Here is a 16,356-nt window from a genome sequence, read left to right as displayed (position 1 = left end):
CCTTCGCCACACTTGTCTAGTTTTCCGGCTTCAACTCGAGCCACTCCTCATCCGCCGAACTCGCATCGCGCTGGGGAGAGGACGCGAGTGCGGAGGCGAGATCGCCGTTCATCGTCGATGTGGCCAGTGAATCATACGCTTCTTTTCCCAACCCTGCGGTGCCAACGAGAGTTCCGTCCTCTGTAAATGTGATTTCTGCTTCACTAATTGGCTCCGAGAGAGAATACACATCGCGAAAGAACGCATCAACCAGCGACCGCATTGCCGTATCCGCTGCGCCTGACGGAGGAATGGCTCCGTTTTGCCCGCTCACATCGACCATCGCCGACACGACAAAACGATTATCGCCGAGCCCATCAGGAAGAATCGCCATATCATAGAGGCCACTGACGTTTGCCAAAGCCGACGTCACCGTATTCACCATCGCATCTGTCGGCGCCGTATCCGCTGTCGTTCTCCCCGCCGCCGCGACAGGGACAGACGACGCTCCGATCGTTCTTGGCAACAACCGATTCTGCGTCAGCGCGTAGCCTGCCAGAAGCGCGACCGCAAGCGCCGTCGCGCCCCACCACACACTTTTACCCGCCATTTTGACGTCCTCTCCTCGTCCCATCAAAACTGCTACAACTACATATATGGACGGGAAAGGACAAGTATGCCGACCGGGCTCAGCCTTCCTGCGGACGTGTGAAAGACGCTTTGGCCTGCAACCACTGTTCTTTAGAGATCAAAACTTCACGCGGCTTGCTCCCCTCAAACGGGCCTACAATACCACTTTGCTCCATTTGATCGACAATTCTTGCCGCCCGTGAGTATCCAATGCGGAATCGACGTTGCAACATCGACACAGAAGCCTGTCCCAAATCGACCACGAGATCGACGGCGTCCATGAACAAGCTGTCCAGTTCCGGTCCATCTTCGGCAGGCTCCGATTCCTCGGCTCCGGTGTTCAAATCCACCGTGTAAACAGCTTGTTGCTGGTTCTTTACGTATTCGACCAGACGTTCGATTTCCAATTCCGACACGAACGCACCTTGAACGCGTGTCGCTTTTGCTGCACCGACTGGCAGGTAGAGCATATCGCCTCGCCCAAGCAATTTTTCGGCGCCACCCCCGTCAAGAATCGTCCGCGAGTCGGCCATTGATGACACTGCAAACGCGATACGGCTCGGGATGTTCGCTTTGATGAGACCTGTAATGACGTCGACCGACGGCCGCTGTGTCGCTACGATCAAGTGAATTCCTGCCGCACGAGCCATTTGTGCAATCCGACAGATGGCGTCTTCGACATCACCCGGAGCCACCATCATCAGGTCCGCGAGCTCGTCCACAATCACGACAATGTACGGCAGAGGCTCGAGCCCTTCTTCGCGCAACAAATGATTGTAGCGTTCAATATCGCGTGCCCCCCGCTCCGCCATCAACTGATAGCGATTCTCCATTTCCTGCACGACTTTTTTTAGAGCAAAAGCAGCTTTGCGCGGGTCGATCACAACAGGTGCCAGAAGATGTGGAATGCCATTGTAGCCGCTGAGTTCCACCATTTTGGGGTCGATCATCAACAGCTTGACTTCATGCGGTTTTGCCCGCATCAGTATCGAGGCAATCATGCCGTTAATACAAACACTTTTACCAGATCCCGTAGCGCCTGCGACCAAGAGGTGCGGCATCTTTTGCAGGTCGCCTACGATCGGTGCACCCGTAATATCCCTGCCGAGTGCCAGCGCAAGTTTGGCGGACGACTTTTGAAATTCGGGCGACTGTAAAACCTCGCGCAAAGAGACGATTGCGACCTCATCGTTGGGCACTTCAATACCGATCACGGACTTGCCCGGAACCGGCGCTTCCATTCGAATGTCGCGAGCTGCCAGCGCAAGCGCAATATCATCGGTCAAGCCGACGATGCGCGAGACCTTGACGCCCGCGGCCGGTTGCAATTCATACCGCGTTACCGTAGGTCCACGATTAATCTCCACAACTGTCGCCTGCACTCCGAACGACTGTAAGGTCGCCTGTAGCTTTTGCGCATTTTCGTGCGCACTGGCCGACGAAAAGCCCGACGGCGGGGCTGCCGGCATGTCGAACAAAGTGAGTGGCGGCAGTTGGTAGTTGTCGTCATGGACCATTGGCCCCACTTCGTACTCAGGCATCGCCGAATGTTCCCGAGCCGGCGGCGAAATCGGCTTTTTTGGTGCAGTTACCGCGTCAGGAAAACGCACAACCAATCCCTTGTCCGCCGTTTCCACCAGAGCATCCTGACCATCGTCGAATGCTTCCTGCTGCGGAGCATTCATAATATCCGTCGCATGTTGTCTCGCCCGTGCGGCAAAGTCGTGGATGACGGGCGGGGGGACGTCCCTTTCACCTGCGTCGGCAGTCGCCGCAACAGGCTCTGTTACCCCTGCATGGTTTTCATAGACCTCACCATCGATCACGATGGTGGGCCGCCGACGGCGACGCGGAGCCTCTTCTTCAATTTCCGGCTGCTCGTCTTTCTCCGCCTGAAAGACGGCCCCGGTTTGCCGCTTGACGGTCTGCCACAGGCCGTCAAGCGCGCGCTCCGTAAAGCGAGACCCCTTGCCAATAGCGCTCACGAGGGAAATCTGCAAAACGAGTGCGATGCCAATCAATCCCCCTGCGACAATCACGAGCCGAGGACCAATCTCATAGGTTTGCGGCGAGTTAAACAACATGTGAAGAAGATAAAATATGAAAAACCCCACCAAGCCTCCGCCGGCGCTTGGCGGAGTACCAGTCGTCGGTGCGAAGATGTAGCCGCGCAATTCTTGCAGGGCCGTCCACTCGCTTGCAAGAAAGTGATTCTGCAACCCTTGATCAGCAAGATTGGAGTAAAAATTCATTTCGATGAGCGCAAGAATACATAACAATAAAATAAGCAAGCCAAGATGCCGACTATCCCATACAAACCGCGACCGACGAACCATCATGTAGATGGCTGCGTAACCTACGAGGATGGGAATTAAAAAGTACCAACTACCAGCTAAATAAATGCTCACGGCAGCCAAAAATTGGCCGACATAACCAAGGCGTCCAAGCGCCAAGGCGCATCCCGTCAACATAGCGAGACCGGTGACCTCGTACTTGAGGACATTTTTCTGTTGTTGTTTGCGTGCCACGAACCCCACCAGCCCTTTCCTCAGACTGAAGATTCGTGGCTACGTCGGCATTTTCCTGCCTGTTCAACCGTAAAAGGGCATACCTGGCTGCCAGTCCGGTCGCAAATAATCGCTCGCATAGGGGCTGATCAACCGCTCGATCACGGCTTTCCCATTGGACTGGCGCGCTATGATCAGACGCGCTTGTCCTACGACGGCCTCTTCATATGACACCTGAGGGGGTTCGTTCCAGCCCGCAAAGATTTCAGCGTCGGACAGCGTTGTCCAATGCATTATTGGACCACCCCCGTCACAACTTGGGATGCTTTGCGTTCCTGGATGAGTTCGCGCAACTTGTGCATCGCCTGCCCCAGCCCGCCAACTTCATCACAGAGTCCATACTTGACCGCGTCGCGGCCAATCACCGTGGTTCCGATGTCCTTCGCCATTTCACCCGTATTTAACATGAGCGAACGAAATACGTCTTCTGTGATTCGCGAGTGTTCGACGACAAAGCGCGTCACGCGATCCTGCATTTTTTCAAGGTACTCAAACGACTGCTGTACGCCGATCACCAATCCATTCAAACGAACAGGATGGATGGTCATACTTGCGGATTCGGCGATGAACGTGTAGTTTGCACTGACCGCGATCGGAACGCCGATCGAGTGCCCACCTCCAAGCACGATGGACACCGACGGTTTGCTCAGCGAAGCCACCAACTCGGCGATTGCAAGACCCGCTTCGACATCTCCGCCCACCGTATTCAGGATGAGAAGCAAGCCGTCAATCTTATCACTTTCTTCCACCGCCACAAGCTGTGGAATCACGTGCTCGTACTTCGTCGTCTTGTTTTGGGGAGGTAACACCATATGACCCTCGATCTGACCGATGATGGTCAAGCAGAAAATGTCACTGTCCGGCGCCGTTGCTGGACTCGTCACACCCAGTGCGGAAATATTCTCGCTTTGCGAGCTTTGCGCTTCTTCCTCCGCATCCTGCAAAAGCGGCTCGGTTCGTACGGGAGGGCGTCCGCCTGTGCTCATAATTGCATCGTAAGCAGCTTTTCCTTGCCTTTTCATCGCACCCTACTCCTCTCTGCCGATGTAGTATCGACCCTGACGCAAAAACCGATACGCGCCGTCCAAATACGAAAACGGCTACCCATCCATTTGGTGGGTAGCCGCTCATGCACTTATGGCGGTTAAACATTAAGCCTCCATTATGATCGGCAAGATCATCGGACGGCGCCGCGTTTGTTCGAACAGGTATCGACCCAACGCATCACGAACCGCGGTTTTCAACGAAGACCACTCGCTCACATTGTCGGAGACCAGTTTGGCCAGCGTCGTTTCAACCAACTTGTTCGCCTCATCGAGCAATGCCTCTGACTCGCGAACATACACAAATCCGCGTGAAATGATATCAGGCCCTGACAAAATGTGTCCAGTCGCCTTGGACAACGTCACTACGACAACCAGAATCCCATCCTGAGACAGCAGTTTGCGATCACGCAGGACAATATTCCCCACATCGCCGACACCAAGCCCGTCGATCATCACGGTGCCAGCGGGTACCTTGCCGCCGAGACGAGCGCGTCCATCCTCAAACTCCACGACATCGCCTAATTCCGTTATGAAGATATGATCCGGGTCGACCCCGAGTTGAATGGCGAGATCGGCATGTGTGCGCTGCATACGGAACTCACCGTGTACCGGCAAGAAGTATTTCGGCCGCACAAGTTGCAACATCCATTTCAACTCTTCCTGGCTACCGTGGCCCGATGCGTGCACGCCGCGGTAAATGACATTGGCCCCAGCGCGGAACAGTTGATCAATCGTGCGCGCCACATACTTTTCATTGCCAGGGATCGGCGAACTCGCCAAAACGACGGTATCACCCGGTACGATCTCGATTTTGCGATGTGCAGCCCGAGCCATTCGCGTCAAAGCCGACATGGGCTCGCCTTGGCTGCCAGTCGATAGGATCACAAGCTTGGACGGATCCATTTTGTTGACATCGTCCGCATCGATCAACGTCTCCGGCATCGCCTCCAAATATCCGAGTTGTAGCGAAGTCTGGATGTTGTTGACCATACTACGACCAACCACCGCTACACGTCGACCGTATTTTTCAGCAGCCCGAATCATGAGTTGCAGACGATGAATATTGGAGGCAAACGTCGACATAATAACGCGCCCTGGCGCCTGGGCAATTATCTCGTCGATTTTCGCGCCGACGCTGAGTTCAGACGGCGTATACCCGGGTCGCTCCGCATTGGTGCTATCACCCACCAACGCAAGTACGCCTTTGGCCCCCCACGCCGCCAGTTTATGCACGTCCGCCTGACGACCGTCGACTGGCGTTTGATCAAATTTGAAATCGCCTGTATGAATCACAACGCCTTCCGGGGTTTCGATGGCGAAACCGACGGTATCCGGAATGCTGTGGTTCACGTAAAAGGCCGAGATCGTAAAATCGCCGATTTGAATATTCGAGTTGCCATCGATGGCAACTAACTTCGCGGAGTCATTCAACCCATGCTCGCGCAACTTGTGCTCGACGAGCCCGAGCGTGAGTCGCGTGCTGTACACAGGAACATTGATTTCCCGCAACACATAGGGCAGGCCTCCGATGTGATCTTCATGTCCGTGTGTCAGAAAAATACCCCGGATTTTATCGCGATTTTCCACCAAGAACGTAATGTCTGGAATCACAATATCGATACCGAGCATATCCTCATCTGGAAACTTCAATCCTGCATCGACAATGATCATGTCATTGCCGTACCAATATAGGGTCATATTCTTCCCGATTTCCCCAACTCCACCCAGCGGGATAATCGAGAGTCTCGATCTGTTTTTAGCCATTCGGCACCTCCATCACAAAACTTTCCAATTCAAGCGACAAGCACACACCGCGAACAAAGCAAACCGCTTAACAGCTCGTCCCTGCTGTGTAGGCAGAATCCTTCGCGAAAGCGCTTCGTCCACACGCCGTGCCATATTGTGCCTAGTCGAAAGCGGACAGACTGAACCGTTCCGTTCCCTCAGCCGTCGCGCAATTCGTTTCGCTTCGTTCATCTTGTGTTCGTACGCACCGATGTACCGCGGATGACAAACGAACACCAAGTCGAGAAGGCCGCACATGTCACTATCGCATTCATTATACCTGGGGAACGCAAGCCGAACAACCCACACGTCCCTTTGCCCGCTAAGATGGCAACAGGCGGCCCGGGATATTCCCAGAGCCGCCTGTTGGATGCGAAGGCCATACTATTTAGATGACACCAAGACCATTAAGGAGTGTGACCAGATGTTCGCGTAACGCCGCAGAGGCCGGTAGCAGTGGAGCCCGAACAGAGCCGACATCCATACCGACAACAGACAAAGCCTCTTTGACCGGCGCCGGACTTGCGGTGGCAAACATCGCCTCAAAGATGGGCAACAAACGTCCGCTCCAGTATGCAGCTTCATCTGTCTGTCCCTGCCAGAACAAATCCATCATCGTGCGAATTTGCTTGCCAACTACGTGGCTTGCAACGCTGACAACGCCCGCGGCCCCGATACTTAACATCGGCAACGTAAACTTATCATCACCGCTATAGAGCAGAAAATCGTCAGGCTTCTCCGCAGCGATATGCAGAATTTGCGTGAAATCGCCACTGGCCTCTTTCAAGGCAACAATATTCGGGATTTCCGCCAACTGCAGGGCCGTCTCCGCTTGGATATTGACCCCAGTGCGGCCCGGGACATTGTAAATCATGACAGGCAAAGTCGTCGACTCGGCAATCGTGGCAAAGTGCGCATAGAGCCCGTCTTGTGAAGGTCGATTGTAATACGGCGCTACCAGCAGTATACCTTGCACGCCTAAACGCGCCGCCTCGAGTGTCAATTCGACAGAATCCTTCGTCGAATTTGTACCCGTGCCCGCGATGACTGGGATGCGACCATCGACCGCGCGCAACGTGGCATCAAATACTCTTAACTTTTCGGCATGGGACAAGGTTGGTGATTCGCCTGTTGTCCCTACGGCTACGATGGCCGTCGTCCCCGTTTCGATCAGGTGATCGACCAACGGTTTGAGCGCTCCTTCGTTCAAGGCCCCTGATGTATCAAACGGCGTCACCATCGCCGTGATTAAGCTACCAAAATCCATATCGCTCTCTCCTGTTCGGTTATACCTCCGCCAGTTGAAAAGCCCGATGCAAGGCACGCACCGCATCAGCCATTTGCGAACCGTCCACAAGCACCCAAATGGTCGTATGTGAGTCTGCCGACTGCAAAATGTCAATGCCCGAGCTTGCCAAGGCGTCGACAATCCGCGCCATCACGCCAGGTACTCCCATCATGCCTGCACCTACAGCAGACACCTTTGCGCAACCGCGACGCACCTGGGATCGATAACCTAGTTGCGATAAGTGGTGGACAGCCGTATCCGCCAGCCCATCCGGAACGGTGAACGCCACCTCGGTCGGCGTCACTGAGATAAAGTCGAGCGAAATCTGATGCTCGGCCATCAATTGAAAGATGGACGAACTCCCAATTCCCTCGCCCCGAACGACGATCTGTGCAACGTTTGGCGTGTGCGCAATCCCTGTCACCGACTGATCGAACACGCTGGAATGTTCCAAACGGCGAGCCGCCTGCGTCACCAAGGTGCCCGGGTCGTCCGACATGGTACTGCGCACGCGAATTGGCACATTCCCCTGCATTGCCAATTCCACAGCGCGCGGATGAATCACCTTCGCGCCTTGATAGGCCATGTTGCAGATTTCGGTATACGTCACTTGTGCCAATTGGCGCGCATCATCGACAATCCGCGGATCAGCCGTCATGATGCCGGACACGTCGGTGAAAATGTCCACCACTTCCGCGTGCAGAGCGACGCCGAGAGCGGTTGCCGTCGTATCGCTGCCGCCCCGTCCAAGCGTCGTCACGTCGCCATCTTCATCCGCGCCCTGAAATCCTGCCACAATCGCGATTTCGCCGTCCGCCAACGCCTTGTGCAAGGCATCGGTGCGCACATCGAGAATGCGTGCGTTGCCAAAATCGGAAGAAGTGAGAATTCCCGCTTGCGCACCGGTCATTGCGCGCACCTTGTGGCCGCGTGCGCGAAGTTCCTGGGCAAAAACGACCGATGAGATGATCTCACCACACGCCATCAACATGTCGCGCTCGCGCAAATTGACAGGGGCGGCGCTCGCTTCTGAACTTTCCAACAGGCTCAGCAACGAATCGGTCGCGTAAGGATCCCCACGCCGTCCCATTGCGGAGACGACCACGACGACGGCATATCCGTCCGCCTTCGCCTGCTCAATGTGGCGATATGCGGCGCGCCGCGACTCAGGCGTCGCGACCGACGTACCGCCGAACTTCTGTACCACAATCTTCACAGCGTTTCGACTCCCCCATTCGGGTCCAAACTCAGTTTGCCCGAGCAATCAACGCTTCCGCAATCTGCACGGCGTTCCAGGCCGCACCTTTGAGCAAATTATCAGCGACGACAAAGAACAGTAGTGTATGTGGATCACCTAAGTCCTGACGGATGCGACCGACATAGGTCTCGCCCGTATCCTCAGCCATGCGCGGATGCGGATACGCATACGTAGCCGGATCATCAACCACAATCAGATTTTCTGCTTTACGCATTCTCTCCCGGGCCGCCTCGGGCGTCACCGGCTGCGTAAAGCGAACCGCAACAGACTCGGCATGGCCGTATAACACGGGAACGCGCACTGCCGTCGGACTTACGCGCAGATCCGGCAACTCGAGAATCTTGCGCGACTCGTTGACCAATTTCATTTCCTCTTTGGTATATCCGTTGTCGAGAAAGATATCACATTGCGGAAGCACATTAAACGCCATCGGATAATGCGTATCCTGCTTCACCACAGGAAAAACAGTTTGCTTGCGCGCATCTCCCGCACGAAACGCGTCCACCTCTTCGAGCAGGGCGTCGACGGCGGTTTGCCCCATCCCGCTAACGGCCTGATACGTGGAAATCACAACGTGTTCCAACCCAAATTCCCGCAAGCTATGAAGCGCAACCATTAACTGAATGGTCGAGCAGTTTGGATTGGCGATGATACCTTTGTGCGTATCCAACGCGTGCGCATTGACCTCTGGCACAACCAGTGGAACCTCATCATGCATGCGGTAGGCTGAACTGTTATCGATCACGATGGCTCCACGCTTGACGGCTTCGGGCGCATATTGCTCACTGGCCGCTGCTCCCGCGCTAAATAGCGCAATATCGACATCTGCAAACGAATCAGGCGCCACCGCTTCGACTTCGATTTCCTGTCCGCGAAAAGCCAAGCGCTGGCCAGCCGAACGCGGCGAAGCGAGCAACTTGATATCCTCAACAGGGACGTTGCGCCGCTCCAATGTCGACAACATGCGACGTCCCACAGCGCCGGTTGCCCCGAGGACCGCAAAGCGATATCGTTCCTTCTTCTTCATGACACAGCCCCTTTTCTGGTGATAGCTTTCCGGAGCGGTTCAACTCAAGGCCACTTGAATGAGCGAAAAGGGGCGCTCTCCATTACGACGGACGAGCTTCGCGCCACCGCTCAATCAGTACGGGTTGCAATTGCCGGCCGTCGAGTGCGGCCGCGATGGCATCCGGAATCAACGTCATTAACGACACAAGTGAATTCATTTTAACATGCGGTGCATCCTGACCAAACGGAACAAAATAGATGTTTTTCGCATTCATCAACCGAGCTATATTGTACATGCTTAAACCCAGTCCGTCATTCGTTGAAATCGCGATCACGACGGGTCTGCCGTTGCGCAGGGTTGCCTTGGCTGCCATCAACACCGGCGAGTCGGTATTCGCCTGCGCCATGCGGCTTAGCGTGCTCGCCGTGCACGGGGCAATGAGCATCGCGTCCAGGGTCTTTGCGGGGCCAAGCGGCTCGGCCTGTGGGATGCTGACAATCGCCTCATTGCCCGCCGCCTCCTCAATTTTCTTTGCCCATTCGCCTGCTTCACCGAAGCGCGTGCTTGTTTCGAGCACATTGTGCGAAAATACCGGGATGACGTTTGCGCCCAAGTCGACGAGACGCTTAACTTCCGGGAAAATCTCTTCATAGGTACAATGGCTGCCTGTAACGCCAAATCCAATGGTCTTGCCCTTTAAGTCCACAGTTCTTCCTCCTCGTAATCCAAGTCGTCACTGTCGGCGAGAATTCGCGAGATCGACGCCGCAATGATGCGACCCGCAGTCTTTGGCGCGACTAGCCCGGGCAGACTCGGTGCCAACAACGCCTTGATACCGCGGCGCTCCGCATAGCGAAAATCAGTGCCGCCTGGCTTGGAAGCGATATCGATAATCACCGCGTCGCGCCGCATATATTTCAGCACTGCGGCAGGGAGTACCATCGCGGGAATGGTATTAAACACGATGTCCGCGTCGTGCACGGCGTGATCGATATGCTTAATGGGGACAGGAATCAGCGAGCGCTCGTGAATGCGCGCGAGCTCGTGTTGGTGCTGTGCACAAACGTGGACGATCGCGCCCATTGCATGCAGCTTGTGTGCCAGTGTCTGACCACAGCGGCCAAATCCGAGCACGACTGTCTTTGCGCCATGCAGTGTGATATCCGTCTCCTGCATGGCAATGGCAATGGCACCTTCCGCCGTCGGTATGGAATTGAGAATCGCGACCTCGTCGAGCTCCATCAACTTGACCAGTTGCAAAGAATAGCGTTCACACCACTCGCCAAGGACGCGCCGTGCAATGCCCGTAAATACATACGTGCCGGGGCGCATCGCCTGAAAGTGCGCCTCGGTCAACATGACGGGTTCTGGGGCAAATTTCGTATCGACCCGCCCGTCGTTCTCCATCCCGGCCACCGGCAGGACGAGTGCGTCGGCATTGGCAAATATGTTCTCCGACAACTCGCTCACTGTCGTGTCCGCGAACGTCCGTTGCAAATCTGGGAATCCGATGAGCGTGGCGCTCGCATCGTTGTCAGTCACTTGTGCAATCACCTCAAGTTGCCGAGCGTCGCCGCCGACAAACACGAGATGCTTTCCTGTGAGCATCTGGCCTTCACCCCTCCATACACGTGCCATAGCTTATGTGCCATCGCCCAAGAGGGTGAAACGGCGGCTTACGAAAAACGCCGCCCGCCGGGTCATTCCCAGCAGGCGGCGCCCCATGAAGCCGCTGTTGTATAATTTATCTAACGCGTTCCAGTTGAGCCAAAGCCACCTTCCCCGCGCTCTGTCGCCGCCAACGATTCGACCCGTCGCCAATGGACAACGTAAATCGGCGCCACGACCAACTGGGCAATGCGATCTCCGGGCTCGATCACGACCGTGCTGTCGCCGTGGTGACTCAATAACACCTGAATCTCGCCTGTATAATCACTGTCGATCACGCCAACGCCGTTGGTTAGGGCAATGCCATGTTTGGCCGCCCAACCGCTGCGCGCGTAGACGAGCGCTACGACGTCCTGCCGGGGCAGACCAATGGCGATACCCGTGGGAACGCGCAAATGTGTACCGGGTCGAAATTCGACGGGTTCATCCAAGCACGCCCGCAGATCCATGCCGGCCGCCCCCGCAGACGCATACTGTGGCATGTACTCATCGCGAAAGAGAGGCGATACGACTTGAATATTCACATCCAACCAATGGGTCACGACGACGCACACACCTTCACAGATCCCTCGAGATCGATGCCTGCCAGCGGTCCGACCGCAGCGACAGCAAAACCTGAACTCAGTACCTGCTTGGCAACCGCTTGAACGGCTTCCGGGGTCACGGCTTCGATACCGGCAATCGTCTCCTCGATAGGCACATCGCGACCCAAGAGCAATTCGTTTTTTGCGATTCGACTCATGCGGCTGCCCGAACTTTCCAACCCGAGCATCAGTGCACCTTTGACCTGCCGCTTCGCCTTCTCAAGTTCCTCGTTTGTCAGCTTCGACTGCCACATGCCGTCACACACTGACTGCACGAGTTCCAAGACCTGTTCCGCCGTCTCTGGCGAGGTGCCAACATAAACCCCAAACATCCCGGCGTCCTGATACCCCGTGTGAAACGAGTAGACAGAATACGCCATGCCACGCTCTTCCCGGATTTCTTGAAACAGCCTGGAAGACTGCGTACCACCCAGCATATTGTTGAGCAAAAGGAGCGGATACAGCTCATCTCGTCCCGCGGGATAGCCCGGCGAGGCCAAGCAGATGTGAACCTGTTCGATGTCCTTTTCGCGTACTGTGACACCGCGGTGGAACGGCGGTACCGACAACTTGCACGGCTCTTCTCCAGCCCTTTCCATGTCGCCAAACAAGCGTTCGACTTCACGCACGACCACCGCTTGATCGACGTGCCCGGCAACCGCGATGACCATGTTGGCTGGCTGATAATGGCGGCCCACGTAACTCAGTAAATCTTCACGCGTAAACCGCTGTAAATTCTCCTCGCGGCCAAGGATGGTGTAGCCAAGAGGGTGATTCCCATAGACGCCGTCAGCAATCAGATCCATGACCAGTTCGTCTGGGGTGTCCTCGTACATGTGAATCTCTTCAATAACAACGCGCTTTTCTTTTTCAATTTCAACTGGTGCAAACGTCGATCCCAGCAACATATCTGCCAAGGTGTCGAGGGCAATCGCGAAGTGCTCATCGAGAACACGCGCGTAAAAGCAAGTATATTCTTTCGCGGTAAACGCATTGATCTGGCCACCGAGATCGTCAAACAGATGCGCCAGGTCCTTCGCGCTGTAACGACGGGTACCTTTAAAGAACATATGCTCAAGAAAATGGCTGATCCCATTCTCGGATGACGCCTCATACCGCGAGCCGGTTCGCACCCAAATGCCTAAACTGACCGAGCGAATGGAATCAATTTCTTCACCGACAATGCGCAAACCGTTGTCGAGTTGTACTCGATATGTCAAAGAAAAAGCCTCCTCATCCTACCCGAACCTACATGCACAGTAGCCCCACTATATCAAACCGTTGGGACAGGGCTCAAGATGGAAGGCGGCATCATCGCCGGGCGCTCGTCGACGACATCTTCGACCGTCTTTGTGTGAAAACCAGCGACGGACAGCATGTGTAAAATCTGAGGGAGCGCTTCCACCGTGCTCTGCGTAGGATGCATGAGGACAAGAGCGCCCGGAGCCATTCCGCGTTTCACGCGATCGACGATCATCTGAGCCGGTGGGCGCCGCCAATCGACCGTGTCTGCAGTCCAGAGAATCGTGTACATACCTCGTTCGTGAGCCATATTGACCAGCCGGTCGTCGTACGATCCCGCCGGCGGCGCGATCAACCTTGGTCGTCTACCAATAATTCGTGCGATCACATCGTTCGTTCCGTCGACCTGACGCGCTAGCGCGGCTGTGGACAGTTTGCGAAAATCAGGATGGCCGCTGCCATGTGAGCCAATAGCATGGCCGTCTGCCGCTATCTTGCGCAACAAGTCGGGATGTGCCAATGCCCACTTTCCGTCAATAAAAAATGTCGCCTTGACGTTTGCGCGTTTAAACGCAGATAACATCGCTGGTATATATTCCTCGCCCCAAGATACGTTGACCATGAGTGCGACTGACTTTTCCGTGTCCGGACCACGATAGATGGGATCCGCCGGCAACATGGAGAGCCGTACGCGCGGAGGAACGAGCCGCCACACGAGATGGCGTTTACCATCTGTCGCCGTGCGCGTCGCGCGCTCGCTTTCTGCCACATCCAGTCGCCATCCGCACAAACCAGGAATGGCGTGCCAAACCCGGTCAGTGCGGGCATCGACCGGCGGCACGCCCATGTCACGATGATCATCTTGCAGTTGTTCGGTCAACGATTTGGTCGGCAACGTTTGCCGCTGTGCATGTGTCTGGCCCGCTTGGCCACCGTCATGCCGATGGGTTGCATGGACGAGCCCTGCGGTTCCACACAGCACGGCACAGGCACTCGCCGCCCAAATCAAAATTCGCTTCATACACACCCCTCCACTGTCATAACAGGGATAGGGTGCCTCAAATTGCGCGGAAAGACTCACAAAGCGAATCAAGTTCGCTCTGACGGACTTGCCACCAGGCCACCTTGTTGAGCTTTCAAGACCTCTTTGCGCGAAAGATTGATACGTCCCTGATTGTCGATCTCGGTGACCTTCACCGTGATCGGATCGCCCACCTGGCAAACGTCTTCGACTTTCGCCACACGATTGATGTCGAGTTGCGAGATATGAACAAGTCCCTCTTTGCCAGGAAGTATCTCGACGAATGCACCGTATTTTTCAACGCGCGTCACTTTGCCGACATACGTCGCGCCGACTTCGACCTCACGCACGATGTTCTGAATCATATCGCGCGCCTTGTCAGCCTGCCCGCCATCCATGCTGTGGATGAATACGCGCCCGTCCTGCTCGATGTCAATTTTGACGCCGGTCTCCTCGATAATCTTGTTGATCACGCGTCCGCCTGGGCCAATGACGTCACGTATCTTATCCGGATTGATACGAACCGTAATGACGCGCGGTGCAAACTTGGAAAGATCGGAACGCGGCTGCGCGATTGCCTGCATCATCTTGCCAAGGATGAACATACGTCCATCATGAGCTTGTTGGAGCGCGCGCTCAAGAATATGGCGGTCAATGCCACTGATCTTGATGTCCATCTGCAGAGCTGTCACACCCTTGGCCGTTCCCGCCACCTTAAAGTCCATGTCGCCCAAATGGTCTTCAATGCCCTGAATATCGGTTAAAATCGCCACTTGGTCGCCCTCTTTGACAAGACCCATGGCGATGCCGGCGACGGGCGCCTTGATGGGGACCCCGGCGTCCATTAAGGCCATGGTGCTGCCGCAGATGCTGGCTTGCGAGGTCGAGCCATTCGACTCCAGAATTTCCGAGACCACGCGGATCGCATACGGAAACTCTTCCGGAGAAGGAATGACCGGATCAAGCGCCCGTTCTCCGAGTGCGCCGTGACCGATGTCGCGACGGCTTGGCGCACGCAGCGGTTTGGCCTCACCGACACTGAACGGCGGAAAGTTGTAATGGTGCATATAGCGATTCGACTTTTCCACCTCAAGGCCGTCGAGCATCTGCTCGTCACCCATAGCGCCGAGCGTACATACCGACAACGCCTGTGTCTGCCCACGCGTGAACAGGGCTGATCCGTGCGTACGCGGCAACAGTCCGACTTCGCAACTAATCGGCCGAATTTCGTCTAACTTGCGCCCGTCTGGCCGAATACCTTCCTGTAAAATCGCCCGCCGCACTTCCTCTTTGAGAATATCGTGCATAATCTCGGCGATCTCGGCCTCTCGCTCCGGAAACGCTTCGGCAAAGTGCGCTTGTACCTCCTCGTTCAAGTTCGACAGCGCTTCTTCGCGCGCGAGCTTGTCCGGATTGCGCACCGCGACGTTGACACGTTCGGTCGCGTATTGACGCACAGCCTGGTCCAGTTCCGGATCCACCTGATGCAGTTGCACCTCGCGCTTGACGACTCCCACCTTCTCAGCGAACGCGAGGATTTCATCGCAAATCTGGCCAATGACCTTGTGACCAAATAACACAGCCTCGAGTACCGTATCCTCAGGCACCTCGTTCGCCCCGGCTTCCACCATGACAATGGCGTCCTTTGTACCGGCGAGCACCAGGTGTAAATCACTCTTTTCCGCCTGCGCTACAGTCGGATTGATGACGAACTCGCCATCCACTAATCCGACGATCACGCCGCCAATCGGACCGTTAAACGGAATGTCGGAAATGGTCAACGAGGCGGACGTACCAATCATCGCCGCAATTTCCGGTGCACAATCCTGATCGACCGACATCACAATATCGACAACTTGAACATCGTTGCGAAAACCATCGGGAAATAATGGGCGAATGGGACGGTCGATCAAGCGCGAGGCCAAAATGGCTTTTTCACTCGGACGCCCCTCACGTTTGATAAACCCGCCGGGAATTTTGCCAACTGCATAAAGCCGTTCTTCATAGTTGACTGTGAGCGGGAAAAAGTCGAGGTCTTTGGGCTCTTTCGATGCCGTCACCGTCGCCAGAACCACCGTCTCGCCGTATTGCACATTCACGGCAGCCGTCGCCTGCTTGGCCAGCTTACCGGTTTCCAAGATAAAGCGGCGGCCACCCACTTCAAATTCATGACGAACCACCATGGTTCACCTACCTCCTATACCGCCGAGGTTATTCGAACTGTTATGTATGAGCACCTTTCGTGGGAAAACTTCAGTTCCCATGCAAAAGAAGCGGGC

Annotated in this window: 14 protein-coding genes; all 14 read right to left on the bottom strand. The window is 55.5% G+C overall.

Translation table 11 applies throughout. The features are described 5' to 3' along the window. Nucleotides 1-16: 16 nt before the first annotated feature. On the bottom strand, nt 17-589 hold the full coding sequence (locus tag QMF38_RS03305) for a hypothetical protein (RefSeq protein WP_281758669.1): 573 nt from the start codon (nt 587-589) through the stop codon (nt 17-19). A gap of 79 nt (nt 590-668) precedes the next feature. Beyond that, complete coding sequence (locus tag QMF38_RS03300) at nt 669-3,137, bottom strand: FtsK/SpoIIIE family DNA translocase (protein WP_281758668.1); 2,469 nt, start codon at nt 3,135-3,137, stop codon at nt 669-671. A gap of 63 nt (nt 3,138-3,200) precedes the next feature. Then, complete coding sequence (locus QMF38_RS03295; protein ID WP_058094933.1) at nt 3,201-3,410, bottom strand: YlzJ-like family protein; 210 nt, start codon at nt 3,408-3,410, stop codon at nt 3,201-3,203. Beyond that, nucleotides 3,410-4,198: a ClpP family protease gene (locus QMF38_RS03290; protein ID WP_157057240.1), complete on the bottom strand. Its 789-nt coding sequence runs from the start codon at nt 4,196-4,198 to the stop codon at nt 3,410-3,412. Before QMF38_RS03290 ends, QMF38_RS03295 begins: the two co-directional genes overlap by 1 nt. A gap of 129 nt (nt 4,199-4,327) precedes the next feature. After that, nucleotides 4,328-5,986, bottom strand: a complete 1,659-nt coding sequence (locus tag QMF38_RS03285) for a ribonuclease J (protein WP_058094934.1) — start codon at nt 5,984-5,986, stop codon at nt 4,328-4,330. A gap of 409 nt (nt 5,987-6,395) precedes the next feature. Beyond that, on the bottom strand, nt 6,396-7,274 hold the full coding sequence (gene dapA, locus QMF38_RS03280) for a 4-hydroxy-tetrahydrodipicolinate synthase (RefSeq protein WP_006446994.1): 879 nt from the start codon (nt 7,272-7,274) through the stop codon (nt 6,396-6,398). A gap of 19 nt (nt 7,275-7,293) precedes the next feature. Then, nucleotides 7,294-8,511 carry an aspartate kinase gene (gene dapG, locus QMF38_RS03275; protein ID WP_281758667.1) on the bottom strand — a complete coding sequence of 406 codons (1,218 nt, stop codon included), beginning with the start codon at nt 8,509-8,511 and terminating at the stop codon, nt 7,294-7,296. A 31-nt stretch (nt 8,512-8,542) separates the two neighbouring features. Further along, nucleotides 8,543-9,580, bottom strand: coding sequence for an aspartate-semialdehyde dehydrogenase (locus QMF38_RS03270; RefSeq protein WP_281758666.1), 1,038 nt, complete (start codon nt 9,578-9,580; stop codon nt 8,543-8,545). Between the two features lie 82 nt (nt 9,581-9,662). Beyond that, nucleotides 9,663-10,268 (bottom strand): dipicolinate synthase subunit B, encoded by a 606-nt coding sequence (locus QMF38_RS03265; protein ID WP_058094938.1) that lies wholly within the window; start codon nt 10,266-10,268, stop codon nt 9,663-9,665. Further along, complete coding sequence (dpsA, locus tag QMF38_RS03260) at nt 10,259-11,170, bottom strand: dipicolinate synthase subunit DpsA (RefSeq protein ID WP_006446998.1); 912 nt, start codon at nt 11,168-11,170, stop codon at nt 10,259-10,261. Before dpsA ends, QMF38_RS03265 begins: the two co-directional genes overlap by 10 nt. A 140-nt stretch (nt 11,171-11,310) precedes the next feature. Next, nucleotides 11,311-11,772 (bottom strand): dUTP diphosphatase, encoded by a 462-nt coding sequence (dut, locus tag QMF38_RS03255; protein ID WP_309298686.1) that lies wholly within the window; start codon nt 11,770-11,772, stop codon nt 11,311-11,313. Next, entirely contained in the window at nt 11,769-13,034 is a 1,266-nt protein-coding gene (locus QMF38_RS03250) for a M16 family metallopeptidase (RefSeq protein ID WP_281758665.1), read from the bottom strand. Before QMF38_RS03250 ends, dut begins: the two co-directional genes overlap by 4 nt. 53 nt (nt 13,035-13,087) lie before the next feature. Beyond that, entirely contained in the window at nt 13,088-14,077 is a 990-nt protein-coding gene (locus QMF38_RS03245) for a polysaccharide deacetylase family protein (RefSeq protein ID WP_281758664.1), read from the bottom strand. Between the two features lie 68 nt (nt 14,078-14,145). Further along, nucleotides 14,146-16,260 carry a polyribonucleotide nucleotidyltransferase gene (locus tag QMF38_RS03240; RefSeq protein ID WP_281758663.1) on the bottom strand — a complete coding sequence of 705 codons (2,115 nt, stop codon included), beginning with the start codon at nt 16,258-16,260 and terminating at the stop codon, nt 14,146-14,148. Nucleotides 16,261-16,356 lie beyond the last annotated feature (96 nt).

Origin of the sequence: Alicyclobacillus hesperidum subsp. aegles (assembly GCF_027923525.1) — a bacterium.
GTDB classification, from domain to species: Bacteria; Bacillota; Bacilli; order Alicyclobacillales; family Alicyclobacillaceae; genus Alicyclobacillus; species Alicyclobacillus aegles.
The sequence above is the reverse complement of the archived record's forward strand: the minus strand, read 5'-3'. Positions and strand labels throughout refer to the sequence as shown.

Excerpts from the sequence above, each read along its gene's own strand:
- QMF38_RS03240 (WP_281758663.1), bottom strand. The coding sequence starts at position 16,260 with ATGGTGGTTCGTCATGAATTTGAAGTGGGTGGCCGCCGCTTTATCTTG.
- QMF38_RS03295 (WP_058094933.1), bottom strand. The coding sequence starts at position 3,410 with ATGCATTGGACAACGCTGTCCGACGCTGAAATCTTTGCGGGCTGGAAC.
- QMF38_RS03305 (WP_281758669.1), bottom strand. The coding sequence starts at position 589 with ATGGCGGGTAAAAGTGTGTGGTGGGGCGCGACGGCGCTTGCGGTCGCG.
- QMF38_RS03270 (WP_281758666.1), bottom strand. The coding sequence starts at position 9,580 with ATGAAGAAGAAGGAACGATATCGCTTTGCGGTCCTCGGGGCAACCGGC.
- QMF38_RS03290 (WP_157057240.1), bottom strand. The coding sequence starts at position 4,198 with ATGAAAAGGCAAGGAAAAGCTGCTTACGATGCAATTATGAGCACAGGC.
- QMF38_RS03285 (WP_058094934.1), bottom strand. The coding sequence starts at position 5,986 with ATGGCTAAAAACAGATCGAGACTCTCGATTATCCCGCTGGGTGGAGTT.
- dapA (WP_006446994.1), bottom strand. The coding sequence starts at position 7,274 with ATGGATTTTGGTAGCTTAATCACGGCGATGGTGACGCCGTTTGATACA.
- QMF38_RS03245 (WP_281758664.1), bottom strand. The coding sequence starts at position 14,077 with ATGAAGCGAATTTTGATTTGGGCGGCGAGTGCCTGTGCCGTGCTGTGT.
- dpsA (WP_006446998.1), bottom strand. The coding sequence starts at position 11,170 with ATGCTCACAGGAAAGCATCTCGTGTTTGTCGGCGGCGACGCTCGGCAA.